The organism is Ahrensia kielensis DSM 5890, assembly GCF_000374465.1.
GTDB classification, from domain to species: domain Bacteria; phylum Pseudomonadota; class Alphaproteobacteria; order Rhizobiales; family Rhizobiaceae; genus Ahrensia; species Ahrensia kielensis.
The window spans coordinates 170,130-194,927 of sequence record NZ_KB894530.1 but is presented as its reverse complement, the minus strand read 5'-3'; the positions used below and the strand labels follow the sequence as shown (position 1 = coordinate 194,927).

Sequence of the window (24,798 nt, the reverse complement as noted above, 5' to 3'; positions counted from 1 at the left end):
CAAACAGTTACAAAGCAATACAATATTGCAAAACTGTATGGATACATAAATCCATACACTTGGCGAGCAAGACGGGAGTAGAGCATATGACAGGCACGCGCACCAACGATGTTATGGCGGCGATCCGCAGCAGAATTGCTAGTCGCGCCCTCGCGCCCGACGAAAAACTACCCTCTATTCGCAGCTTTGCAAAGCGCATGAATGTGTCACCTTCTACGGTTGTCGATGCCTATGATCGTTTGGCAGCAGAAGGCATTATTCGTTCGCGGCGCGGTTCAGGTTTTTATGTATGCAGCCCATTGGCACCGCTTGATCTGGCAACAATCGGCCCCAAGCTTGACCGTGAGATCGACCCCTTTTGGGTATCACGCCAATCACTCGATGCTGAAACAGATATGCTCAAACCGGGCTGCGGATGGTTGCCGCCGGATTGGATGCCCAATGATGGTATTCGCAAAGCAATCCGCAAACTCGCACGCGCGAGCGATGCTTTATTGTCTGAATATGGCAGCACACGCGGATCAAAAAACCTGCGACATTTTCTGGGCCGTCAGCTCGCTGATGAGGGAATAAATGCGCGGCCTGAACAGATCATGTTATCCATTTCAGGAACGCAGGCCATCGATTTAATTTGCCGATTTTTGCTGCGCCCCGGCGATAGCGTCATCGTAGATGATCCTTGCTATTTTAATTTTCAAGCATTGCTCAAAGCCCATGAAATTAACGTGGTGAGCGTTCCCTACACAGCATCAGGCCCCGATATGGAGCGCTTTGCGGAAGCGCTGATCGCCCACAAACCGCGTCTCTATATAACCAATTCTGCGCTGCATAATCCAACCGGTGCAACCATATCCCCGCAGACAGCGCATCAACTTTTAACACTTGCCGCAAAGCATGATCTAACGATTGTCGAAGATGATATTTTTTCAGCCTTTGAACCTTCCGCCTCGCCGCGCCTTGCAAGCCTAGACGGTTTGGAGCGCGTCATCCGCATCGGCAGTTTTTCCAAAACTCTTTCTGCATCCATTCGCTGTGGCTATATCGCGGCCAGAGCCGATTGGATTGAAGCATTGATCGATTTGCAAGTCGCAACCAATTTCGGCGGCCCCAGCCCTTTAACGTCAGAAATGCTATTCCACATTTTAAGCGATGGCAGTTATCGCAAGCACATGGAGGACGTACGCCAAAAACTATCGAAGAAACGTCTGAGCGTTGCAAAAGAACTATCCGCATTGGGCATTGAGCCTTGGCTCATGCCGCGCGGTGGATTTTATCTTTGGTGCACTTTGCCAGAGGGCTTGGATTCGGCCCATATTGCCCGCGAAGCGCTGAAACATAATTTGGTTTTAGCACCGGGAAATGTATTCAGCCCATCACAAACAATGGCGCACTATATGCGTTTTAATGTGAGCCAAATATCAGATCCCAAAACGCTCACGGTCTTAAAAAATGTCATCGCATCGAGCAGGAATTAAGCAGGCTTACACTGATCCGGGTGGGCTGCTTGAAACGCTGGAATTTCGCCAAGCCGTGCAGCAATATCAATCATGCGCGGACAGTTCGAATAATCAGCGCCCCAGCGCTGCGCATTGTAGAGCTGCGGCATAAGGCAAATATCCGCAAGGCCGACCGCCGACCCCGTGCAATATGCGGCTTGTTCAAACGCACCCAATTGTACTTCAAAAGCAGCAAGGCCGGGCTCAATAAAGCGTTTCATCCAGTCGCTACGCGCAGGCTCTTCGCCCTTGGTTGCATAGCCAACAACCGACAGATTGCATACGGGATGAATATCGACGGCAATCGCATGGGCTAATGCCAGCGCTTTGGCACGCTGAGCAGGTTCCTTCGGCAGCAGTTCCAAATTTTGCGTTTCATTCAGATAATCTAAAATCGCCAGCGACTGCGTGAACGACTGTCCATCAATTTCCAACACGGGCACAAGCCCTTGCGGGTGACGGGCCAAATGCTCCGGCGATTTATGATCCTTTTTGAGCAAATCAACATTGACGCTCTCATAGGCAATGCCAGCCATATTGAGCGCAATGCGTACGCGGTAGCTCGCCGATGAGCGCCAATAGTCATAAAGAACAACACTCATTTCGCGGCCTCCAATGCAGCGGCTAAAACAGCGCGATCACCAATATGATTGGCAAGAATAAGCACCAAACGCGCATTGAACGCATCGCTTTCTTGCTTAGACAAAGTGCTGTGAGCAGCAATCAATTCATCGTAAAAACCATCGGGATCGGCAATGTTCGGCTCTAGATTAAGTTCACGCATCTAATGTCTCCCACAAGCATGGTTGAGCGCCGCTATCACTTTTGCTGCGTCATAGGCGGGCCAACGCGCACATATATGTTGATCCGGCCGGATCAGATAAATTGCTGATTTTTGATCGCCGAGATACCGCGCCGCAAGCGCATCATGAGGACGATCAATCATGATAATGTTTGCAGCAATACCATCAACCTCAAGCGAAGTTGGTGCCTCCGCATTAATTGCCAAAAGAGTAAAATCCCCCTTCAGCAGATCAAGCAAATAGCCTTCACCATGCGGCGCATCAGGACACGATGCTCCCACACGGCTAATGTGCGGTCCGCCGAACTCATCATCGGCATTTAAGCTCAAACCATCATAGACGCATGGTACGGACAACCGACCCGAATTGACCATCGTGCGTGCAAAACCATATTTTCCTGCAAGGTTTAAAACCGCATTGCGGAAAATCTTACTCATGTCGGATTTTGGCGTTAGAAAATCCGTTGCCCGCGTCGAGTTGAGAATGTTCTCATCCGCACCATGTTCGCGCTCTTCGCCGTAGCTATCAAGCAGCGATTGCGGCGCCAAACCCTTGACCACAAGATCAAGTTTCCACGCCAAATTGTCCGCATCCTGCACACCGGAATTAGCACCGCGCGCACCGAACGGCGAAACCTGGTGTGCGCTGTCACCAGCAAACAAAACAGGTCCATGGCAAAACTTTTCCATACGGCGACATTGGAACGTATAAATACTTGTCCATTCCAATTCATATTGGGCATTAGGCCCAAGCATCGCATCGACACGCGCACGAATTTTTGCAGGCTCTAATTCTACCTTGCGGTCAATGTCCCAGCCAAGCTGAAAATCGATACGCCAAATATCGTCTGGCTGTTTGTGCAGCAATGCCGATTGGCCTGCGCCCTCAAAAGATGGTTCAAACCAGAACCAGCGTTCGGGCGGAAAATCCGCCTTCATCTTAACATCAGCAATCAGAAAATTGTCTTCAAATACACGGCCCTCAAACGACAGGCCCAGCATCTCGCGCACAGGTGAGCGTGCACCGTCGCAGGCGATCAGCCAGTCCGCTTCAAGTTCGTAAGGACCATCAGGCGTATCAACCCGCAGACGCACAAAATCGCCCTTGTCCTCAACACTCACCACCTCGTTGCATCCGCGAATTTCAATCGGTGCGCCTGCTGCCTGTTCTTTGCGAATTTGCTCAACGGCAAACTTCTCGAAAAAAGGTTGCTGCAAATTGATAAAGGCAGGTGCCTTGTAACCTGCCTCCGGCGACAGATTAAACTCAAACACTTTGTCAGCGCCGTAAAACACTTTGCCAACGTCCCAGCGCACACCTTTTCCGCGCAGCACATCGCCAAAGCCCAAACGGTCCGCAATCTCCAGCGTGCGCCGCGCAAAACAAATCGCGCGGCTGCCAAGCCCAACACCGTCATGGTCATCCAGCACTAAAACCGGTGTGCCGCGCTGACAAAGATCAAGCGCCAGCGTCATGCCGATAGGGCCGCCGCCAACAATGACAACCGGATGGCGCACGACATGCTTATTGTCCTGCGCCGCCACCTTTTCATATGGATAAAGCTTAAAGGCTGTCTGATAGCGGCTTGCCATTACCCCTACCCTTGAAGCGCTTCCCACATTTCCAGATCGCGCTGCGCGGTCCAGATCCGTGGATGTTCGATACCGCGCGCTTCATCATAAGCACGTGCCACATTGAACGGCAGGCAATGCTCGTAAATCGCGTAATCCTTGAACTTCGGATCACAAGAAGCACGCACGGCATCCCATGCATCTTTAAGCGAACCACCGCGCGCCGCAATGCGCTCAACAGGCGCATAAGTGCTATCAACAAAATCGCGTGTGCTCTCGATTGCGCGCTCAACAGCTTGTTTGCCGACCAATGCGCCGCCGCGCCCCGGTGCAATCGCATCAACATCAAACGCCGCAATATTATCCAGCGTGTTGCCCCATTCATGGAAGTGGCCATCACCGCAATAACAAGCAGATTGATCTTCCACGATATCGCCCGTAAACATGACGTTTTCATCAGCCACATGAATAACAATGTCGCCCGCCGTATGCGCACGGCCAAGATGCATCAAATCAACACGGCGGTTGCCGAGATATACCGTCATATTATCGCTGAACGTCGTTGTCGGATATGTCAGGCCCGGAATGCTTTCATGGCCTTCAAACAAACGCGGAAAACGCTGGAACTCAGAATCCCAATCTTCCTGACCACGCTCAACAACCATGCCGCGCGCAGCTTCACCCATGATAATCTGGTCAGCGCCGTAAGCAGAAGCACCCAGAACACGCACCGCATGATAATGCGTGAGCACCACATGGCTGATCGGTTTATCAGTGATAGAGCGAACCTTTTCGATCACCTTATTAGCAAGGCGCGGGGTTGCCTGCGCCTCGATAATCATAACGCTATCATCGCCAATAATCACGCCAGAATTCGGATCACCTTCAGCGGTAAACGCCCAAAGGTCTTTGCCGATTTCATCAAAGGTGATCTTCTTTTCGCTCATGTCGCCTTGAGAGGCGAATGCCTTAGCCATTATATTTTTCCACTGTCTGTTCAATTGCACCAAAGATGGATTTGCCATCTTGGTCTTTCATTTCAATGCGCACCTTGTCGCCAAATTTCATGAATTCAGTTGAAGGCTTGCCATTATTGATCGTTTCGATCATGCGAATTTCTGCGATACAGGAATAGCCTGCCCCGCCTTCTGAAATCGCTTTGCCCGGCTCTCCGTCCAGCTTGTTGGAAACTGTGCCAGAGCCGATAATTGCACCAGCACCAAGCGCCCGTGTTTTAGCAGCATGGGCAACCAGCGTGCCAAAATCGAACGTCATATCGACACCCGCATTCGCGCGGCCAAAAGCTTTACCATTATAATCAACACAGAGCGGCAAATGTAGTTTGCCGTCTTTCCAAGCATCGCCCACCGTGTCTGGTGTCACTGCCACAGGCGAAAATGCCGATGATGGTTTTGAATGGAAAAAGCCAAAGCCTTTGCCAAGTTCAGCTGGAATAAGGCCGCGCAGCGACACATCATTAACCAGCATGACCAAGCGAATAGCGCTAAGCGCTTCTTCGCGTGTTGCGCCCATTGGCACATCATCAACAACAACGGCAACTTCGCCTTCCATATCGATGCCGTAAGCTTCATCTGCCATGACAATCGGTGCACGCGGCGAAAGAAAAGTATCCGAACCACCCTGATACATAAGCGGATCAGTCCAGAAGCTTTCTGGCATTTCCGCATTGCGCGCTTTGCGCACCAATTCTACATGGTTCACATAGGCCGAGCCATCGGCCCATTGATAGGCACGCGGCAAAGGCGACAACGCCTCGCTTTCATGAAAACGCTGAACCGGCTCTGCGCCAACGCCCAACATTTCAGCCACACGCTCAAGACGCGGCGCAACACTTGCCCAATTGTCGAGCGCTGCCTGCATAGTCGGCGCAATATGACCCACCGCCGTACATTGTGTCAGATCATTGGAAACTACCACCAGCACACCGTCGCGTGTGCCATTATTGAGCGTTGCTAATTTCATGTATTTATCCCTTTATGCGGCGTTATTTTACGCCTGGTGAGCCGTCAAACTTCTTCTCTAGGTCGCCCCAGCAGTCGATATAATCATCCTGCAATGGCGCTTCGCTTGCTGCAAACTTTGTCAGATGTTGAGGAAAGCGCGTTTCGAACATAAATGACATAGTGTTTTCGAGTTTAACTGCTTTTAAGTCGGCATTTGATGCGCCTTCAAAGGCGTTGCGGTCAGGCCCATGGGGCAACATCATATTATGCAGGCTCATGCCGCCGGGCACAAAGCCTTGCGGTTTGGCATCATATTGGCCGTAAATATTGCCCATAAGTTCGGACATGACGTTCTTATGATACCACGGCGGGCGGAATGTGTTTTCCGCCACCATCCAGCGTTCGCGGAACAAGACAAAATCAATATTCGCTGTTCCCTCAACACCGCTTGGTGCTGTCAGCACTGTAAAAATCGACGGATCAGGATGATCGAACAAAATTGCACCGACAGGGCAATAGGTTTTCAAATCATATTTTACCGGCGCGTAATTGCCATGCCATGCAACAACATCAAGCGGGCTATGCCCAATTTTAGTCTGATGGAATTGCCCGCACCATTTTACAGTGACAGTGCTCGGCACTTCCTTATCTTCATAAGCGGCTATCGGTGTTTTAAAATCACGGCGGTTCGCCATGCAATTTGCACCAATTGGGCCACGGCTTGGTAGGTCGAATTTCTGGCCATAATTCTCGCACACAAAGCCGCGCGCCGGACCGTCGATCAATTCAACACGGTAAACCAAACCACGCGGTATGATCGCAATTTCTTGCGGCTCCAAATCAATCACACCAAGCTCGGTGCAAAAACGTAACTTGCCTTCTTGCGGCACGATCAACAGTTCACTATCGGCTGAATAAAAATACGCATCCTGCATGGACTCAGTCACAAGATAAATATGGCTAGCCATACCAACCTGCGTGTTCACATCGCCGGCCGTTGTCATCGTACGCATCCCGCTCAGCCAATCAAGCTTTTCAGATGAATGCGGCACAGCATCCCAGCGATATTGACCTAGGCTTACAACATCTGGATCAACATGCGGCGCGCTTTTCCAATAAGGTAGATCGATTTTCTCAAATCGGTGCGTGTGCTTGACCGATGGGCGAATACGGTAACACCATGTGCGCTCGTTCTGATGGCTTGGCGCAGTAAAAGCCGTGCCGGACAATTGCTCGCCATAAAGACCATAATTACATTTTTGCGGACTGTTCATGCCTTGCGGCAGCGCGCCTGGCAGAGCCTCTGTCTCAAAATCATTACCAAAGCCGGGCATATAACCGGCATGTGGATCAATATGCTCTGCGCTATCTTTGAGCGCATCGGCAGATGTTTGCTTGTTCATGATTGTCTCTCCATGAAAACGAGCGTATTAGTTGAAAATGTAACTAACAACAGTTTCAGTAGATAAAATGACAAAAGATGACACGTTTTATTCAACCGAATTTTTGCCCTATCTGCTCAATCAGGCAGCCGAGGCTGCAAGCCTTGGGTTTCGGCAATATTATAAAGAGCGTTACGGGATGCTGCGCACAGAATGGCGCGTACTTTTTCACTTAGGTCAATTCGGGGACATGACCGCCAAAGACATTTGCACCCGCGCTAATATTCATAAAACGAAAATCAGCCGTGCCGTTTCAGCGCTTGAACAAAAGCGATTTATCGCCCGCCGGACAATGGACACTGACCGCAGGCTTGAGGAGTTGTTTTTAACAAAGTCGGGAAAGCACGTTTTGGAAGATTTGCAACGCCGCGCCAAGGCATTTGACCGTTCATTGATGGAACGGCTTGGAGAGGAGAACGCCAGATCACTAAAACGCAATCTGGCGATACTCGCTGGTCTTAAAAGCTAATTAAATAAGTGGCGTAACTATTCAGCAGCTTCTGATGGCAATTCGCCATTACGCATCTGTTCCATCTCAATGCTTTCAAACAATGCGCGGAAGTTGCCTTCGCCAAAGCCTTCATCGCCTTTGCGCTGAATGAATTCAAAAAAGATCGGGCCGATAACCGTTTTAGAGAAAATCTGAAGAAGAATTTTCGTCATGCGGTCGCCATTGGCATCATCAAAAACACCTTCACCATCAATCAAAATGCCGTGCTTTTTCATGCGCTCGATCGGCTCTGAGTGACCGTTCACACGTTCCTGCGACAATTCATAATATGTTTCAGGCGGGCCCGGCATAAATTTTAGGCCATTATCTGCCAGCTTATCGGTCGCATCATAAATCGCGTCAGAACCAACAGCGATGTGCTGAATGCCCTCGCCCTTATATTTTTGCAAATATGTTTCGATCTGGCTTTTATCATCAGTCGATTCATTCAGCGGAATACGGATTTTACCGCATGCCGATGTAATTGCACGGCTAACAAGGCCTGTCATTTTGCCTTCAATGTCGAAGAAATGGATCTGCGTGAAACCAAATAGCTCGCGGTAAAACGCCCACCATTTATCCATGCTGCCGCGATAAACATTATGCGTCAAATGATCGAGGTAATAAAAACCAATACCTTCTGGCTTTGGATCAGCTTCGCCAATCCAGTTAAACTCAGCCTCATAGGCAGAGCCTTTCTCGCCATATTTCTCAACGAAATACAAAATCGAACCGCCAATGCCCACGATAGCCGGAACGTCTAATGTGCGGTCATCTTCAAGATAAGGTGTCGCCCCTTTAGAAACAGCGTGTTCAAATGCATGCTGCGCATCAACAACGCGCCACGCCATAGACGGCGCACAAGGGCCGTGCTCATCAACAAATTTCATCGCATGGCTGTTTGGTTCAGCATTGACGATGTAATTGATATCGCCCTGACGCCATACGGTAATCGCTTTTGTCTTATGTTTAGCAACCGGCGTGTAGCCCATTATTTGAAACAGCTCTTCAAGCTTTTCAGGCTCTGCATGGGCAAATTCAACAAATTCAAACCCGTCAGTGCCCGCAGGATTCTTCTCGGTAATTTGCGCCTTTGGCGCATCGTGTGGAAATGGACCCATAATGTTTCTCCTCTTTTCACAATTATAGCTGAAATCCCATGCAAGGTGCTTGCATAGTGATCATCAAATTGCGAAAATACGCATTAATTATGCTCTCAATGATAATTTTCCGCACGGAACAAGCACATGGACAAAACAGACCGGACTATTCTTGCAGCATTGCAAAATGACGCAAGACTCACCAATAACGAGCTTGCCGACATTGTTGGCCTGTCTGCATCGCAGTGCTCACGCCGGCGCACGCAACTTGAAAAAGACGGTATTATTGTCGGCTATCATGCAAAGCTGGACCGTGAAAAAACCGGCTTCGGCCTAACCACAATTATCTCTGTGACCTTGGCCACACATAATTCGGAAAATTCCAAACTTATACGGGAGCTGTTCGATAGCCTGCCGGAAGTCATCGAAGCGCATGCAATGACTGGCGAGATGGATTATTATATCAAGATCGCGACAAAAGATTTGAAATCCTTGTCATCATTCATCAATGACAAATTGCTTGCACACGAAGCCGTTCAGCACGTTAAAACAGCGATATCATTAGAGACTTTGAAAGACACACAAAACATCCCAATCGGGCAATAGCCTAGCGTGTATTGATGATCGCAAGTCCAGTGTCAAAATCATCCAGCGTATCAATCACCGTACCAGCGCCCAATCGGCATGGCTCAATAGTCGTATAGCCACCGCGCACCGCAATGGACCGCATCGAGGCATTATTCGCCGAGTCTATATCAGCCGGACTGTCACCAACCATGATTGTATCACTGACCGTCACACCAAGCTGTTCACAGGCATATTTAAGCATCATGGGTGATGGCTTGCGCTCGGCACATGTGTCACCGCCAACAACAACATCAACCAGATCGGCCCAACCAAAGTGAGCGACGATTTTGCGAGATGGATCTTCTGGCTTGTTGGTAACCACAGCCACCCTACATCCATTATCTTTGCACGCACGCAGCAATGCATCAGCGCCCGGCATCGCCACTGTAAGCGTTACTAGATCACGGCCATAAATTTCGACCATCTGATCGGCGCGCGTATCGAGTGCATCTTTATCAAGTTGAATATCGCGTGCGGCAAAAGCACGCTCAACCAATTTCCTGACGCCATTACCAACCATTGAGCGTACCTGAAGCAGCGTCAGCGGCTCCAAATCACATTCTTTCAGCAAAACATTAATTGCCGCCGCAAGGTCATAAACAGAATCAACAAGTGTTCCATCAAGATCGAACAGAATAGCTTTTGGCCACACAAGGTCATCAGTTTTCATTGTCAATCTCTTCAATGAACAGCGGTTAAACTCTAGTGAATAAAGCTGATAGGAAGAATACCCAGCTTAATTGCTTTTGCTGTTGCTTGCGCGCGGTTCGTAGCATGAAGTTTGCGGCAAACATTAGCGAGGTAATGGTTTACGGTATGCTCTGAAAGGTCAAGTATTTTTGAAATTTCATAGCTTGTTTTTCCGTTCGCACACCAGGACAAAACGTTCCTTTCGCTCTCGGTTAAAATTGACGTTAAGTCAACCCTACGAAGCTCGATAACCTTATCTAAAACCAACAAAGCATGGTGGTGAAACGCAGCCATTTGCAACATAGCAACCGCCTTTGTAGTTTCCACCACAAAACCTATCAGTTCACCAACACTATCCAATGAGAAAATGCCGAGTATCACCGGCTTATCATTTTTAAGCACATCGATAGAGCGCAAACGTATCCATTTATTTTGACTGGCATCCCAATAATGCGGAAACATAGAAGCCCGCTGTTCAGCAACAGCTTGAAGAATTGCCTTAAGAGAACTGCGCACATGACCATCAATTGGGCGCGTATTGGAGCGTGCATTACACACAACAACACTGGCAGGTTCCGCGCTCATGAACTGGATATCGACTGGCGCAAAGAAAAGTCCAACATTGTTGAACCCAAACGTATCAAAGATCGACGAAAGAGCAGCTGAAGCTTTTTCAAGTTCGAAGCTGTCACCAAAAAAATCACTTAACGCATCATGCTTTAGCACTTTATCTCCCGCCCAGAGAATTGCTCGCCGAAGGAACAACCATGCTCACCAATGGTATATTCGCCAGCACTCAAACTTTAGCAAATCCTGCCACAACAAGAAACCAGCTTCATGCGTTTCAATCGCTTTTGAACAACTATAAACAGCAATCGCATTCAGCGTTGAACAGATGCACCAATATCAGACAGGGTGATTTTTGTGCGGCCGATTATGCTCTGCGAAATCCTCATATATAAGGCAGGACAAAGAACCTGGATCGTGGCCCTGCATCAATTTAAGCGCATAATCAGCAAGCACACGCCCCGTTTCTGGCACATCTTCAAAAAACACATTAATTGCAGGGCGAAAGCGCTCCAAAATTCGTGTCGACTGCTTGGAGACAAGCTGCACGTCTCGCCCCACTTCCAAGCCTGCACGCTCAATGCCTGAGGTAATCGCAATCGAAGCAGATCCCGCAGCGCTCAAAATACCATCTGGGCGATTAGGTGAGCGCATCAGTTTTGCAACACCCTCTTCAATTTCATTCATCGTGTTTTCAAGAACTATGTCCCGCAATCGCCGTTCGGTCATATCAAACTCTGCCAAGCCTTTTTCAAACCCGCTCTGCAAATCACGCCAATAGGTAAGATGAGGAACAGGAAAAACCGTAGAAACACTTTTGCATCCCAAAAGATTAAGCCGCTCCATTCCTTTGTAGGCAAAGCGTTCATTGTCGTAATCAACCCACGCATGGGGCAAATTGGAAAGCGTTCGTCCATGGGTAACGAACGGCATGTTCTTTTCTATCAGATAACGCACACGAATGTCGTCAGGCTCCATTCTGGAAATGATAACGACATCCGCAGACCCCGTTTCCACGACATATTTAACCGGCTCAAGCGGATCATCACTATCCGAGTAAGGTGTGACGACCAGATGATAATTACTCCCTTTTAATTGCGCAGAAATACCGCTAACCATTTGCGAGGTCAGGCTCATGATTTTTTCATCAACGTTCAAAATCAGGCAGATCACCTGCGTCTTCCCAGTGCGCAATCTTAGCCCAGCACGGCTCGGCCTGTAGCCAATTTGCTTGGCGACCAAACGAACGCGCTCTTTTGTTTGCGCGCTAATATCTGGGGCATCCTTCAATGCCCTTGAAACCGCAGTAACGCTAAAGCCGGTCATGTAAGCGATCGTTTTTAAAGTCGGCGGCCGATTTACCTTTTCCATGTCGATTATCAGACCCCTTACCCAGCGAAAGTTCTTTTCCGTTATCGATAAAGTTAAATGCTGCGTAAAAACGAAGCAATGTTTTTCTACAAAAAACACTTATCCACACACAGATTACTCCCCTAAACAACTGATATCGATATAAAATTTGCAAAATTCGCTTCATTTCTTACTTTTGATAAATTTTTCAAAGCCCATCTTGCTTTCTCAATCATAATCCGATTATCTATTTACTGTAACGATACAGTAGGGAGGAAACTATGTATCTCAAACGGATCATGGCCGCATTAGCGGTCTCCGCAGCGCTACCAATGGCAGCGTCTCATGCAACAGATTTAGAAGTCACACACTGGTGGACATCCGGCGGCGAAGCAGCAGCCGTGTCCGAACTTGCCAAAGCGTTCGACGCTTCGGGTGACAAATGGGTCGACGGGGCGATTGCAGGCGGTGGAGGCACTGCGCGCCCAGTCATTATTTCACGTATTTTGGGCGGCGACCCGATGGGTGCCACACAGCTTAACCATGGCCGTCAGGCAGAAGAGCTCATCGAAGCCGGTCTGTTGACCGACCTTACAGAGATAGCAGAAAAAGAAGGTTGGAAAGACATCGTCAATCCGCCATCACTTTTGGAATCATGCACATTGGATGGCCGCATCTATTGCGCGCCAATTAACATTCATTCGTGGCAATGGATTTGGCTTAGCAATGCAGCCTATGAACAAGCAGGCGTGCCTGTACCAACAAATTGGGAAGAGTTTGTTGCCGCAGCACCTAATCTTAAAGAAGCTGGTATTGTTCCACTCGCTATGGGCAAACAAGGTTGGCAGCAAAATGGTGCCTTCGGCGTGATGGTCGTCGCAATTGCAGGCGTAGATGCTTGGAAAAAAGTGAACGTTGAGAAAGACGCAGAAACAGCACGCGGCCCAGAATATGCAAAAGTATTCGAAGCAGCGGTTAAAGCACGTGAATTTGCAGCAGACTCCAATGTTCAAGACTGGAACCAAGCGACTAATATGGTGATTACCGGCAAAGCTGGTGGCCAGATCATGGGTGACTGGGCACAGGGCGAGTTTCAGGTTGCTGGAAAAGTAGCTGGCAAGGATTACACATGCCTGCCTGGCCTCGGCAACAATCAAATCCTTGATACTGCCGGTGACGCATTCTACTTCCCAAAAGTGGACAACGCCGAGACAACAGAAGCACAGATGCGCTTGGCATCACTGCTAATATCCAAAGAAGTACAGGTCGCATTTAACCTGAAAAAAGGCTCGCTTCCTATTCGCGGCGATGTTGATCTTTCAGCGGCCAATGACTGTATGCAAAAAGGTCTCAAGATTTTGGCGGACGGTGGCATTATGCCATCAGGCGACCAGAACCTTACACCGGACACCACAACTCAGATCGAAGATCTCATGGCTGAGTTCTGGTCTGGGGATATGAGTGCTGCAGACGCACAATCGCGTTATGCAGAAATCATCGAGAGCGCTGAATAAACGCAAGCTCAATATGCATCCGGCGTTCCCGAGGCGCCGGATGCTTCCCCTTCACCCAATGGAGTAGGATATGTCTGTAACGACAGAACCCTCTGCCGCGCGCGATCATGCGCCTGTCGGCAAACCCAACCCACTGTTCAAGAATCTTAGCGCCAAGCTAGCTTCTATTCCTATGATTATCACGGCGCTGGTTGTCTTCGTTGGCGGCACGACATGGACAGTGGTTTATTCATTTACGAATTCAAAGCTTTTGCCGCGTGCCAACTTTGTCGGCCTTGACCAATATGAGCGCCTATGGAGTACGCGGCGCTGGATGGTGTCCATTGAAAATTTGGCGATCTACGGCATCTGTTCAATGATCTTAACATTGATCATCGGCTTTACATTAGCTGCATTGCTAGACCGGAAAATTCGTTTTGAAAATACATTCAGAACCATTTTCCTCTATCCTTTTGCGCTTTCATTCATCGTTACTGGCTTAACATGGCAGTGGATACTAAATCCCGATTTCGGCCTTCAAAATGTCGTACGGAACTGGGGCTGGGAGAGCTTTGCGTTTAACCCACTTAATGATCCAAATACTGTCATTTTCGGCATTCTTATCGCCGGCATATGGCAGGGTTCAGGCCTGATTATGTGCATCATGCTCGCTGGATTGCGCGGCATAGACGAAGACATTTGGAAAGCGGCCCGTGTTGATGGCATCGGCACCGTAAAAACTTACCTGCGCATTATATTGCCCATGATGCGTCCAGTGATCATAACATCACTCGTCTTGATCGCATCGGGCATTATCAAACTTTATGATCTGGTCGTTGCCCAAACCAATGGCGGTCCGGGCATCGCCTCAGAAGTTCCCGCGAAATACGTCATCAATTATATGTTCCGTGCTCAGAATCTGGGTCAAGGCTTTGCAGCCTCTACGATGATGCTTGTGTCTGTGATTATCATTTTAATCCCGTGGGCTTATCTCGAATTTGGAGGGCGCAAACGTGGTTGATTCAGCTCTAAATAACGCCGCAGAACCGCGTGGCCCTAAACCAAAACGTGCTTTTAGCCGTGCCAATATATTCATCTATGGAACGCTGCTGCTTGTTTCAATTTATTACCTATTGCCGCTCTATGTGATGATTGTCACATCGCTAAAAGGCATGCCGGAAATCCGCCTTGGCAATGTGTTTGGCCCACCTTTAGAGCCAACATTCCAGCCGTGGATTAAAGCATGGGCAGAGGCATGTACTGGCATTAATTGCGATGGTCTTTCGCGCGGTTTCTGGAATTCGGTAAAAATCCTTATTCCGTCGATCGTTTTATCGATCCTCATCGCCAGCGTAAACGGCTACGCACTTGCCAATTGGAAGTTCAAAGGGTCAGAAACCTTTTTCACCATTTTGATTATCGGTGCGTTCATTCCCTATCAGACGATGCTTTATCCAATCGTGATCATGCTGCGTGAGATCAAACTCATGGGTTCGATATGGGGCTTGGTACTCGTACACACAGTGTTCGGCATGCCGATCTTGACCCTACTTTTCCGCAATTACTTCACCTCAATACCGGAAGAATTATTTAAGGCGGCTCGTGTGGATGGGGCAGGTTTTTGGGGCATCTATTTCAAGATCATGCTGCCAATGTCTTTGCCAATTTTCGTGGTTGCAATCATCTTGCAGGTAACCGGCATTTGGAACGACTTCCTGTTTGGCGTGATTTACACCAAGCCGGACACCTATCCGATGACTGTGCAGCTCAACAATATTGTGAACTCGGTACAGGGCGTCAAAGAGTACAACGTCAACATGGCGGCAACGCTTTTGACCGGACTTGTGCCGCTCGTCATCTATTTCATCTCAGGCAAACTATTCGTGCGCGGCATCGCAGCCGGCGCTGTGAAAGGGTAAATCATGGCCACCGTTTCGGTCAAAGACCTCGTTCTAAATTTCGGCAGCGTTAAAGTACTGCGCGATCTCAACCTCAATATCCCAACAGGAGAGTTTCTGGTCCTCCTAGGTGCATCAGGCTCCGGCAAATCAACTTTATTAAACTGCATTGCCGGACTGCTTGATGTTACCGACGGACAGATCTTTATCGACGATAAAAACGTCACATGGTCAGAACCCAAAGACCGAGGCATCGGCATGGTGTTTCAATCCTATGCGCTCTATCCGCAAATGACCGTGAAAGGTAACCTTTCTTTCGGTTTGAAAAATGCAGGCCTGCCCAAAGCAGAAATCGAAAAGCGCATTGAGCGTGCTGCCAGCGTTTTGCAGATCGAGCCTTTGCTGGACCGCAAACCATCTGCATTATCGGGCGGACAACGCCAGCGCGTTGCGATTGGCCGTGCACTTGTGCGCGATGTGGATGTGTTCCTGTTTGACGAGCCATTGTCTAACCTTGATGCGAAATTGCGTGCAGACTTGCGTGTCGAAATTAAACGCCTGCACCAAAAGCTCAAAAACACCATGATCTATGTGACCCATGATCAGGTGGAAGCAATGACACTGGCAGACCGAATTGCGGTAATGAGCCAAGGCATCATTTTGCAGCTTGATACACCAACCACGATCTATAATCGGCCTGCAAATAAATATGTGGCTGGCTTTATCGGCTCGCCTGAAATGAATTTTCTAAATGGCGAATTGTCTGGCGCAAAAGCAAATGTTTTTGAGACATCGGACAAAAAAATAAAACTCACTAGCTATGAGTTTTCAGATGAAGAACGCAACAACGGGCAACAAGCAATTCTTGGTGTTCGCCCCGAGCAAGTAGCTGTCGCAGATCAAGCTACCGCCATGCCCGTCACAGAAACCGTCGAAGTTGAGCTGGTCGAGCCTATGGGTGCGGACACTCTTGTTTGGTCCACTTATGCCGGCCAGCCGTTCCGCTTCCGTATGGAAGGCACAGCAAATGTTAGCCCTGGTGACAAAGTCAAAATCGGCTTCGACCCTACAAAAGCGAGCCTTTTTGATACCAATTCAGAATTACGACTTTAAGTTTTCAAAGGAATTCCCATGACTGCCATCTCATATCAATTATATTCTTCCCGCAATTTTGGGCCAATCAGCAAGACATTAGAGTTGCTTGCAAGCAATGGTTACAAACATGTGGAAGGCTATGGCGCATTATTTACCGATAGTCAGGCTGCGGCCGCACTAAAAGCTGACTTAGAGAAAAACGGCCTCACAATGCCAACCGCCCATATGGGCCTTGCCAATTTAGAGGACAGTTCATCAGAATGTGTGGCTATGGCAAAATTGCTCGATCTCAAAGCTGCATTCGTACCGCATATTGAGGCCGATTTACGCCCCACTGATCTGGCCGGTTGGCAAGCCTTTGGCAAACGTGTGCAAGCAGCCCTCGCCCCGCTTAAAGATGCAGGCCTTATAGTTGGCTGGCACAATCATGATTTTGAAATGCAAGATCTTGGCGGCGGCACAACAGCGCTCGACGCAATTTTAGAAGGCGGGCCTGACTTGCAAGCCGAGTTGGATTTAGCGTGGGTCATCAAAGGCGGTAAAGACCCTATCGCATTCTTAGAAAAATATTCTAGCCGCATCGCAGCTGTGCATATCAAAGACATTGCACCGCAAGGCGAATGCGCAGACGAAGACGGCTGGGCCGATGTTGGCCAGGGCACCGTGGAGTGGGCTCCCATCCGCGATGCCATCAATAAAACATCCAACCAATATGTCGTCGCCGAGCACGACAATCCAAATGATGACAAGCGGTTTGCAAGCCGCTCTATCGCGACAATCAATACACTCTGGAAAGCATAATTTATGACAAAAATAGGAATCGGCATTATAGGCTGCGGCAATATTTCAGCTGCCTATCTAAGACTTGCACCTTTGTTCAAGTCGCTCGAAATGCGTGCCATTGCAGACATTGATCATGCGGCAGCTTTAGCGCGCGCTGAAGAGTTTGACGTTGGCAGTTCATCAATCGAAGATCTGCTTGCTGCAGAAGACATAGACATTGTTGTGAACCTTACAATTCCTGACGCGCACTATGCTGTCACCAAGTCTATTCTTGAGGCAGGCAAACACGCTTATTCGGAAAAACCAGTCGTACTGACCTTTGAACAGGGCAAAGAACTATCTGAACTTGCCAAGCAAAAAGGTCTACGCATTGGCTCTGCTCCCGATACATTTCTAGGCGGTGCACACCAACAGGTTCGCGCGCTAATTGATGACGGTGCAGTTGGAAGAATTATTGCAGGCACATGCCACGTTATGAGCCACGGCATGGAACATTGGCACCCAAATCCGGACTTCTTTTTCCAGCCAGGTGCTGGTCCGGTTCTTGATATTGGACCTTATTACATCACCAACCTCATTCAGTTGATTGGTTCGGTAAAGCGCGTTGTGGCCCTTACCACCACAACTTTCAACGAGCGTACAATTACCAATGGTGCACGTAATGGCGAAAAGGTGCCCGTAGATACGCCGACCAATATTCATGCTTTGCTAGAGTTTGAAAACGGCGCAACCATTACCTTGTCCACCAGCTGGGACATCTGGGCACATCGCCATGCCAACATGGAACTCTACGGTACGGATGGCTCTCTTTTCATCCCTGACCCTAATTTCTTTGGCGGCAAAATCGAAATGGCTGGCACAGATCAAGAGATCAAAACCGTTACGCCTAGCGACCATCCATTCGGCATCGCCAATGAAGGTGATAATGCAAATTACCGCGGCGCGGGTCTTGCCGATATGGCGTCTGCCATTGTCGAAAACCGTCCGCATCGCTGTTCAATGGAATTAGCGCTCCACGCGGTCGATGTCATGACAGGTATTTTGAAATCCGGTGAGACGGGCGGCTTCGTTGACATGACGACACGTTGCGACCGTCCAGAGGCTTTAGACAGCCAAGCTGCCAAAGCACTTATGGCTTAGAAAAAGCCCCATACTAAAACGAAAAACGCCGCTCAAAAGCGGCGTTTTTTATGAGTATTATGTGTGTGCAATTAGCTTGGTGTAAGACCGCGTAAGCGCTCAGAGCGTCTGCGTAAAAGTTCAAGCGTCGTGAGCAGCAAGATAGACAGTGCCACCATGATGGTCGCCACCGCGAGAATTGTCGGTGAAATCTGCTCGCGCAATCCGATAAACATCTGCCATGGCAGTGTTTTTTGTGACGCAGTACCAAGAAACAGCACAACAACCACTTCATCAAACGATGTGATGAAAGCAAACAATGCACCTGAAATCACACCGGGCAAAATAAGCGGCATCTGCACTTTGAAGAAAGTGGTAACAGGGTTCGCACCCATAGATGCAGCAGCCCGTGTTAATGACCGATCAAAGCCCACCATCGTCGCTGTTACGGTGATGATCACAAAAGGCGTGCCAAGGGCCGCATGGGCCAGAACGATCTTGGCAAAGTTCACCGCATCAAGCGGCAAGCCAACATCATTGACGAGAAAATTGCCAACCCGTGAATAGAAGAAATACATGCCCGTTGCCGAAATGATCAGCGGCACAATCATCGGCGAAATTAGTATCGCCATAATCACTGATTTAAACGGCACATGGCTTTGGCTTAAACCAATCGCCGCCAGCGTGCCCAATACCGTAGCTAAAATCGTCGCCAATGGTGCAATCGTCAGCGAATTCCACATAGCGTTTTGCCATGCTTCGCTCGTGAAGAAATCTTGGTAATGCTTGAGCGAATAACCATCCGGCGACAAGCGCAGCATTTCTGGTGTGAAGGTGAAAAAGTTTTCCGCATTAAAAGAAAGCGGAATAATCACCATGATCGGAAAGACCAAAAAGAAGAAGATCAAAGCGCAAATCGTGCGAAAACCGTAATACCATGCGATCTGTGCGTTGGATGAATATGGAGGAAGAGCTGCCATGTTGATCACCCTAGTTTCACATTGTCGATACCGACAATTTTATCATAAACATAAAAGAGCAATAGAACGAGAACCAAGAGTATGGCTCCCAATGCGGCGGCTAAGCCCCAGTTTAAGCTCGTCGAAATATGGAACGCGATACGGTTCGAGATGAAGATACCGCTCGTTCCACCCACCAATGCTGGCGTGATATAGTAGCCAATTGCCAAAATGAACACGAGGATCGCCCCTGCACCAATGCCCGGCACAGATTGCGGAAAGTAAACCTTCCAGAACGAAGTCCAGTCATTAGCGCCCATGCTTTTTGCAGCACGAACATAGGTTGGCGAAATAGTTTTCATCACCGAGTAAAGCGGCAAAATCATAAATGGCAGCAATATATGTGTCATCGCGATAATGGTGCCGGTTTGGTTGTTGATCAGAACCAGACGGTCCGCATCATCCACAAAGCCAACCCACACCAATAAATCATTGATAACGCCCTGCCCTTGAAGCAACACTTTCCAGGCGGATGTACGCACCAGCAGCGATGTCCAGAATGGCAAGAGAACAAGGATCATCAACATGTTGGATGTGCGCGCTGGCAAATGCGCAAGCAGATAAGCTACAGGATAACCAAGCAGCAAACACATGAATGTAATGGCAAGCGACATCCACATCGTGCGAATAAACAACTGAATGTATATTCGCTCATTCTCCGCCTTCATCTGCACACCATCAACAGTGTTTTCTGCGTCAACAGCGTTTAGAAAATAGCCCGCCGTATAAGGTGCTTTGAAGCTGTCCAGAACAACCCACGTTTGCAGCTTACCCCAGTCCTCATCGGCTTTAATAAACTGCTCTTTATACGGGCCTTCTTCCATTTTGCGCACAGCACGCCCTGTCGAGCGGAAAAGACCGGAAAAACCGGACTGTTCATAATTCAGCCTGCTGCCCAAGCGGGTGTGAATACGTTCTTTGACCGCAATTTTGAGGTCAGTCGCCAATGCCGCAAATGTCGCTTCGTCGGGCAATTCCTCAGACGCTGGATCCCACCGTTCGAGTTCCTGAACGACCGTCGGCAACGTATTTTGAACGATCTTGTTTTCAACCGAGCGCAACAGCATGTCGCCAATCGGCATCAAAAAGCTTAAAACAATAAAAAGTAGAAGCGGCGAAATCATCAAAAACGAACGCAGCTTTTCGCGGCGCAATGCTTTTGCCAGTCGAGCCTTCAAAGGTGTTCCATCAGCAGCCCGTACAATACCGTCCTCAGTTTGGCCTGCGGCCAGCTGTTCTTCGACACTCATGGTTTCTGAGCTGCTCATGGAATACCTTATTTTAGATTACGTTGGTGTTTAGGATGCGGCGCAAGCGCCGCATCCCTCAATGTTAAGTCAGCTTACTGTGCAAGCCACGATTGGAATTTTGCATCCAAATCGTCACGGTTGTCAGCCCACCATGTGTAGTCATAGTTGTGGACGTTACCTGCGTTTGCCGGATCAGTTGGCATATGCGGCGCCATGTCGATGCCCAGTGCCTCATGCTTGCCAACGAGCGGTGCAGAAGATTTACGTGCTGGGCCGTAAGAAATGTACTTCGCCTGATCTGCAAGACGCTGTGTGTCTGTCGCAAATTTGAGGAAGTGTTTCGCACGTTTCATGCGGGCTTCATCAAGACCGGCAGGAAGAATCCAACCATCAAGGTCAAATGACTGCATGTCCCACATCATGTCGATTGGCTGATCTTGCTCAACGATTGCAGAGAAAAGACGGCCGTTAAATGTTGAACCCATCACAACTTCGCCATCAGCAAGAAGCTGCGGTGTTTCCGCACCAGCTGTCCACCAAACAACATCATCCTTGATTGTTGAAAGCTTGTCGAAAGCAGCCTGAACGCCTTCTTCTGTGCTCAACACTTCATAGATTTTGTCTTTAGCTGTACCGTTACAGTAAGTTGCCCACTCAAGGTTATCGATTGGACGTTTCTGAAGGGCACGTTTGCCAGGGAATTTTGTTGTATCGAAGATATCGCAAATTTCAGTTGGTGGCGTGTCGCCAACTTTATCTGTGCGGTAACCGATTGTTGTTGAGTAAACGATCTGCGGTACAAAACATTCGTTCACACGAAGATTGCCGAAATCGTCTTCAGCAGATGTGCCGTCTGGCGCATTTGCCAAATCAGTTGCTGGATCAAGTTCAGCCGCAAGACCTTCATCGCAAAGACGGATCGCATCAGATGCAACAACATCCACAACGTCCCAAGTCACATTGCCAGCTTCATTCATCGCACGCAATTTTGCAGTCGCTTCAGCTGAAGATTCATCAAAAGAGACTTTAACGCCAGTCGCGGCAACATATGGCTCTACATATGCTTTAAGCTGTGATTCTTGGTAGGCACCGCCCCAAGAAACAATTGTCATTTCTTCCGCACAACCTTCACATGGTGCGGCAGCTAGATCTTCGTTTTGTGCAATCGCTGTCGTTGAAAACAGTGCTGTTGAAGCAGCAGCTGCAAGTAGTAATGATTTATGTTTCATCAAATTCTCCCAAAGTTTCTTTCGTTTGAAATTATACCTGTAGATTATTGATTGCGGCAATCTTGCCGCAAACAGGTTTTGTTTGGCCTTAGATTGCTTCGTCTAGGGCTTTTGCGTCGGCGGCATCCCAGCCAACCTTCACAACATCGCCTGCTGAGATCGGCCGTTTGTCACGGCGGTTTCTCACTTTGACGATGAATTCATTATTGCCAGCAACATTCATGCGCACACGAATGTGGTCGCCGAGATAGATCATCTCTTCAATTTTACCGTCAACGAGGTTGTCCGGAGAATTATCCGGCGCAACTTCAATGCGCTCAGGGCGCAATGATACAGATGTTCTATCGCCAACATTATGCACATTAACAGGATCGGCCTGAACTATGGTTCCGTCGTCAAGTTTTACCGTGCAAACGCCTTTTCCAATCTCCACAACGGAGCCAGCAAGTTTGTTATTCTCACCAATGAACTGCGCAACAAAAGAATTGTCCGGGCTTTCATAAAGAACATCCGGCGGTGATAATTGCTGAATGATGCCATCATTAAACACGGCCACACGGTCAGACATGGTCAGGGCTTCTGTTTGGTCATGCGTAACATAAACAACAGTCACACCCAGATTGTCATGAATATGCTTGATTTCATACTGCATTTGTTCACGCAACTGCTTATCAAGCGCACCCAAAGGCTCATCCATCAACACCAATTCAGGGTCAAAAACCAATGCGCGGGCTACAGCAACACGTTGCTGCTGACCGCCTGACAATTGTGCCGGACGGCGTGAGCCAAAAGCACCAAGCTCAACCATATCAAGCGCACGGTTGATACGCTCTTCGCTTTCAGCTTTGCCCATGCCGCGCACTTTAAGCGGAAACGCCAAGTTCTCGGCAACAGACATATGCGGAAAGAGCGCATAATTTTGGAAAACCATACCAATGCCACGCTTATGCGGCGGTACATTATTAATCGGGTTTCCATTGAGATAGATTTCGCCGTGGGTGGCAGGTTCGAACCCTGCGAGCATCATCAGGCAGGTCGTTTTGCCGGAACCTGATGGCCCTAGCATCGTAAGGAATTCGCCATGGGCGATATCAAGATTAAGATTTTTTACGACGAGATTTTCGCCGTCATAACTTTTTTGGACGCCGTCAAAGACAACTGACGCACCTCGAGTGTTTGACATTCTTCTCCATTCCCGCAGTAAAAACTCTTACTGCCTTTGTGGGATTTTTTTGTTATCCACAAAATCGATAGAAGCATAGAAACCAAACGGCCCACGCATTCTCTCGCCCTCACGGACAACGTAGAGCATGAATTTCAGATGTCTAGTGGAGATTTAATTTTCCACGGGCAGAACCTGAAAACTTGTCAAAAAACAGTATTTTTGCGCCATTTCCAGCTGTTTTACCGTAAATAACGATGTTTTCGCCATCGACATCCACGCTCTCTACGACGAAAGTTTCAGGTAAATTGATGTCGGCTTCAATCATTCTTTTGGTATCAGGTGCATTATTCATCTTGTAAATAATTGCAGACAGCACGGCAAAAACCGCAATGAACAATGTGCCGATGGAAATAGCCATCAGACGCACCATTTTGCGCCGCAACCGTTCGGCCGCTGGATCAAGTGGTTTTTCTTCTTCTTTGTCCAATTTAATTTCAGCCATAGCCCTATGTCACTTTTTCGATATAACAACGCTGACTTAACAGGGTTGGAATAAAATGGAAGAGTTCATCGCCGAAGATATACATAATGGCTTGCGGCTGGATCAGTGGCTTTCGGCTGTGACCCATGAGGATATCTCACGCAACCGCATCAAAGCTATTATTGAAGACGGTCACGTCCAGCTTAACGGCGAGACCATCAAGCAGCCAAAAAAGAAAATTACGGTGGGCGACAAAGCGCTTTTCGTTGTTCCAGAAGCAGGTGATCCTGATCCTGAGGCAGAAGATATTCCGCTTGATGTCCTCTATGAGGACGAAGATCTGATTGTCATCGACAAGCCCGCAGGCTTGGTTGTGCACCCAGGTGCAGGCAATCTCAACGGCACATTGGTCAACGCGCTTATTCACCATTGCGGCGATACGCTGTCTGGCATTGGCGGCGTCAAACGGCCAGGTATCGTTCACCGCCTTGATAAGCAAACCAGCGGTGTCATGGTCGTTGCCAAAAATGATTTCGCGCACCGCCACCTATCATCACAATTTGCAGATCATGGACGCACAGGCGCCATGCGCCGTGTTTACACAGCGATTATCTGGGGCGCGCCGCAGCAGCAAAAGCTGCGCATCGAGAATTTTCTAGGTCGCGGCGATGGTGACCGCACCAAGCAAGCTGTGGTCAATGAAAAAAGGCCCGGTGCACGCCATGCCGTCACCCATGTTCAAGTCATAGAGCGCTACGGTCCCAATGACGGCACGGACCAAGTTGCAAGCCTTGTTAATTGCGAGCTGGAAACTGGCCGAACACACCAAATTCGTGTCCACATGGCTCATATCGGCTATCCGCTGATCGGCGATGATGTCTATGGAGCAGGCTTTCGCACCAAGGCGAATATTTTACCTGAACCCGCCCAATCTGCCGCAAATAAATTCCGCAGACAGTCCCTTCACGCGCGACTTTTAGCCTTCAAACACCCAAAAACAGGTGAAATACTGACACTTGAAAGCGAACCGCCGCAAGACATGCAGGAAGTCATGAAAGCATTTTCAAACAGTTGGAACTAAACAGTTCACAGAATGTTGAAACAGTGTTCACGAGATATTACATCTCAAAATGAACAAAATGTGGTTATAAACATTTTGCAGGTTC

The 24,798-nt window shown here is 48.7% G+C and carries 25 protein-coding genes; 10 read left to right on the top strand and 15 right to left on the bottom strand.

Annotated elements, in window-relative coordinates; genetic code table 11:
- Nucleotides 1-86: 86 nt before the first annotated feature.
- Nucleotides 87-1,475: an aminotransferase-like domain-containing protein gene (locus C504_RS0110315; protein ID WP_018689260.1), complete on the top strand. Its 1,389-nt coding sequence runs from the start codon at nt 87-89 to the stop codon at nt 1,473-1,475.
- Here the strand turns inward: C504_RS0110315 and maiA are convergent.
- Genes maiA through hmgA form a run of 6 tightly spaced genes read right to left on the bottom strand, consistent with a single transcriptional unit; the run spans nt 1,472 to nt 7,237 of the window.
- Nucleotides 1,472-2,098 (bottom strand): maleylacetoacetate isomerase, encoded by a 627-nt coding sequence (maiA, locus tag C504_RS0110310; protein WP_018689259.1) that lies wholly within the window; start codon nt 2,096-2,098, stop codon nt 1,472-1,474. The two genes, C504_RS0110315 and maiA, sit on opposite strands and share 4 nt — an antisense overlap.
- On the bottom strand, nt 2,095-2,280 hold the full coding sequence (locus C504_RS0110305) for a DUF2783 domain-containing protein (protein WP_018689258.1): 186 nt from the start codon (nt 2,278-2,280) through the stop codon (nt 2,095-2,097). Before C504_RS0110305 ends, maiA begins: the two co-directional genes overlap by 4 nt.
- Nucleotides 2,281-3,891 (bottom strand): FAD-dependent oxidoreductase, encoded by a 1,611-nt coding sequence (locus C504_RS0110300; protein WP_018689257.1) that lies wholly within the window; start codon nt 3,889-3,891, stop codon nt 2,281-2,283.
- Between the two features lie 5 nt (nt 3,892-3,896).
- The gene (locus C504_RS0110295; protein ID WP_018689256.1) at nt 3,897-4,847 is read right to left on the bottom strand and encodes an MBL fold metallo-hydrolase; all 951 of its coding nucleotides are present in this window, start codon (nt 4,845-4,847) and stop codon (nt 3,897-3,899) included.
- Nucleotides 4,840-5,853, bottom strand: coding sequence for a fumarylacetoacetate hydrolase family protein (locus C504_RS0110290; RefSeq protein ID WP_018689255.1), 1,014 nt, complete (start codon nt 5,851-5,853; stop codon nt 4,840-4,842). The genes C504_RS0110295 and C504_RS0110290 overlap by 8 nt, the downstream gene beginning before the upstream one ends.
- Nucleotides 5,854-5,875: 22 nt before the next feature.
- Complete coding sequence (hmgA, locus tag C504_RS0110285; RefSeq protein WP_018689254.1) at nt 5,876-7,237, bottom strand: homogentisate 1,2-dioxygenase; 1,362 nt, start codon at nt 7,235-7,237, stop codon at nt 5,876-5,878.
- A 67-nt stretch (nt 7,238-7,304) separates the two neighbouring features.
- On the opposite strand from hmgA, the gene C504_RS0110280 reads away from it, so the two are divergent.
- Nucleotides 7,305-7,745: a MarR family winged helix-turn-helix transcriptional regulator gene (locus tag C504_RS0110280; protein WP_018689253.1), complete on the top strand. Its 441-nt coding sequence runs from the start codon at nt 7,305-7,307 to the stop codon at nt 7,743-7,745.
- A 17-nt stretch (nt 7,746-7,762) separates the two neighbouring features.
- Here the strand turns inward: C504_RS0110280 and hppD are convergent, their stop codons facing one another.
- A complete protein-coding gene (hppD, locus tag C504_RS0110275; protein ID WP_018689252.1) occupies nt 7,763-8,887 on the bottom strand; it encodes a 4-hydroxyphenylpyruvate dioxygenase in 1,125 nt (374 codons plus the stop codon).
- A 126-nt stretch (nt 8,888-9,013) separates the two neighbouring features.
- Here hppD and C504_RS0110270 point away from each other — a divergent pair, with 126 nt between their 5' ends.
- Nucleotides 9,014-9,472: an Lrp/AsnC family transcriptional regulator gene (locus tag C504_RS0110270; protein WP_018689251.1), complete on the top strand. Its 459-nt coding sequence runs from the start codon at nt 9,014-9,016 to the stop codon at nt 9,470-9,472.
- A 1-nt stretch (nt 9,473) separates the two neighbouring features.
- On the opposite strand, the gene C504_RS0110265 is transcribed toward C504_RS0110270, so the two are convergent.
- The 3 genes from C504_RS0110265 to C504_RS0110255 form a co-directional block, all read right to left on the bottom strand.
- On the bottom strand, nt 9,474-10,163 hold the full coding sequence (locus C504_RS0110265; RefSeq protein WP_018689250.1) for an HAD-IA family hydrolase: 690 nt from the start codon (nt 10,161-10,163) through the stop codon (nt 9,474-9,476).
- Between the two features lie 32 nt (nt 10,164-10,195).
- The gene (locus C504_RS19020) at nt 10,196-10,909 is read right to left on the bottom strand and encodes a response regulator transcription factor (RefSeq protein ID WP_018689249.1); all 714 of its coding nucleotides are present in this window, start codon (nt 10,907-10,909) and stop codon (nt 10,196-10,198) included.
- Between the two features lie 180 nt (nt 10,910-11,089).
- Complete coding sequence (locus C504_RS0110255; RefSeq protein WP_018689248.1) at nt 11,090-12,121, bottom strand: LacI family transcriptional regulator; 1,032 nt, start codon at nt 12,119-12,121, stop codon at nt 11,090-11,092.
- A 260-nt stretch (nt 12,122-12,381) separates the two neighbouring features.
- Between C504_RS0110255 and C504_RS0110250 the strand changes: the two genes are divergently transcribed.
- The 6 genes from C504_RS0110250 to C504_RS0110225 all read left to right on the top strand — a co-directional run bounded on the left by C504_RS0110250 (nt 12,382) and on the right by C504_RS0110225 (nt 18,509).
- Entirely contained in the window at nt 12,382-13,614 is a 1,233-nt protein-coding gene (locus C504_RS0110250) for an ABC transporter substrate-binding protein (RefSeq protein ID WP_018689247.1), read from the top strand.
- Between the two features lie 70 nt (nt 13,615-13,684).
- Entirely contained in the window at nt 13,685-14,614 is a 930-nt protein-coding gene (locus tag C504_RS0110245; RefSeq protein WP_018689246.1) for a carbohydrate ABC transporter permease, read from the top strand.
- Nucleotides 14,607-15,512 carry a carbohydrate ABC transporter permease gene (locus tag C504_RS0110240; protein ID WP_018689245.1) on the top strand — a complete coding sequence of 302 codons (906 nt, stop codon included), beginning with the start codon at nt 14,607-14,609 and terminating at the stop codon, nt 15,510-15,512. Before C504_RS0110245 ends, C504_RS0110240 begins: the two co-directional genes overlap by 8 nt.
- Before the next feature lie 3 nt (nt 15,513-15,515).
- Nucleotides 15,516-16,604: an ABC transporter ATP-binding protein gene (locus C504_RS0110235; protein WP_018689244.1), complete on the top strand. Its 1,089-nt coding sequence runs from the start codon at nt 15,516-15,518 to the stop codon at nt 16,602-16,604.
- 18 nt (nt 16,605-16,622) lie between these two features.
- Nucleotides 16,623-17,387, top strand: a complete 765-nt coding sequence (locus C504_RS0110230) for a sugar phosphate isomerase/epimerase family protein (RefSeq protein WP_018689243.1) — start codon at nt 16,623-16,625, stop codon at nt 17,385-17,387.
- Between the two features lie 3 nt (nt 17,388-17,390).
- Complete coding sequence (locus C504_RS0110225) at nt 17,391-18,509, top strand: Gfo/Idh/MocA family protein (protein WP_018689242.1); 1,119 nt, start codon at nt 17,391-17,393, stop codon at nt 18,507-18,509.
- 71 nt (nt 18,510-18,580) lie between these two features.
- On the opposite strand, the gene C504_RS0110220 is transcribed toward C504_RS0110225, so the two are convergent.
- From C504_RS0110220 to C504_RS17620, 5 genes are all read right to left on the bottom strand, one after another.
- The gene (locus tag C504_RS0110220; RefSeq protein WP_026317389.1) at nt 18,581-19,468 is read right to left on the bottom strand and encodes an ABC transporter permease; all 888 of its coding nucleotides are present in this window, start codon (nt 19,466-19,468) and stop codon (nt 18,581-18,583) included.
- A gap of 5 nt (nt 19,469-19,473) precedes the next feature.
- Nucleotides 19,474-20,757 (bottom strand): ABC transporter permease, encoded by a 1,284-nt coding sequence (locus tag C504_RS0110215; protein WP_018689240.1) that lies wholly within the window; start codon nt 20,755-20,757, stop codon nt 19,474-19,476.
- Nucleotides 20,758-20,849: 92 nt separating this feature from the next.
- Entirely contained in the window at nt 20,850-21,986 is a 1,137-nt protein-coding gene (locus tag C504_RS0110210) for an extracellular solute-binding protein (RefSeq protein WP_018689239.1), read from the bottom strand.
- A gap of 88 nt (nt 21,987-22,074) precedes the next feature.
- On the bottom strand, nt 22,075-23,169 hold the full coding sequence (locus C504_RS0110205) for an ABC transporter ATP-binding protein (protein WP_018689238.1): 1,095 nt from the start codon (nt 23,167-23,169) through the stop codon (nt 22,075-22,077).
- A 142-nt stretch (nt 23,170-23,311) separates the two neighbouring features.
- Nucleotides 23,312-23,653, bottom strand: a complete 342-nt coding sequence (locus C504_RS17620) for a hypothetical protein (protein WP_018689237.1) — start codon at nt 23,651-23,653, stop codon at nt 23,312-23,314.
- A gap of 55 nt (nt 23,654-23,708) precedes the next feature.
- On the opposite strand from C504_RS17620, the gene C504_RS0110195 reads away from it, so the two are divergent.
- Nucleotides 23,709-24,713, top strand: coding sequence for an RluA family pseudouridine synthase (locus C504_RS0110195; protein WP_018689236.1), 1,005 nt, complete (start codon nt 23,709-23,711; stop codon nt 24,711-24,713).
- Nucleotides 24,714-24,798: the final 85 nt, after the last annotated feature.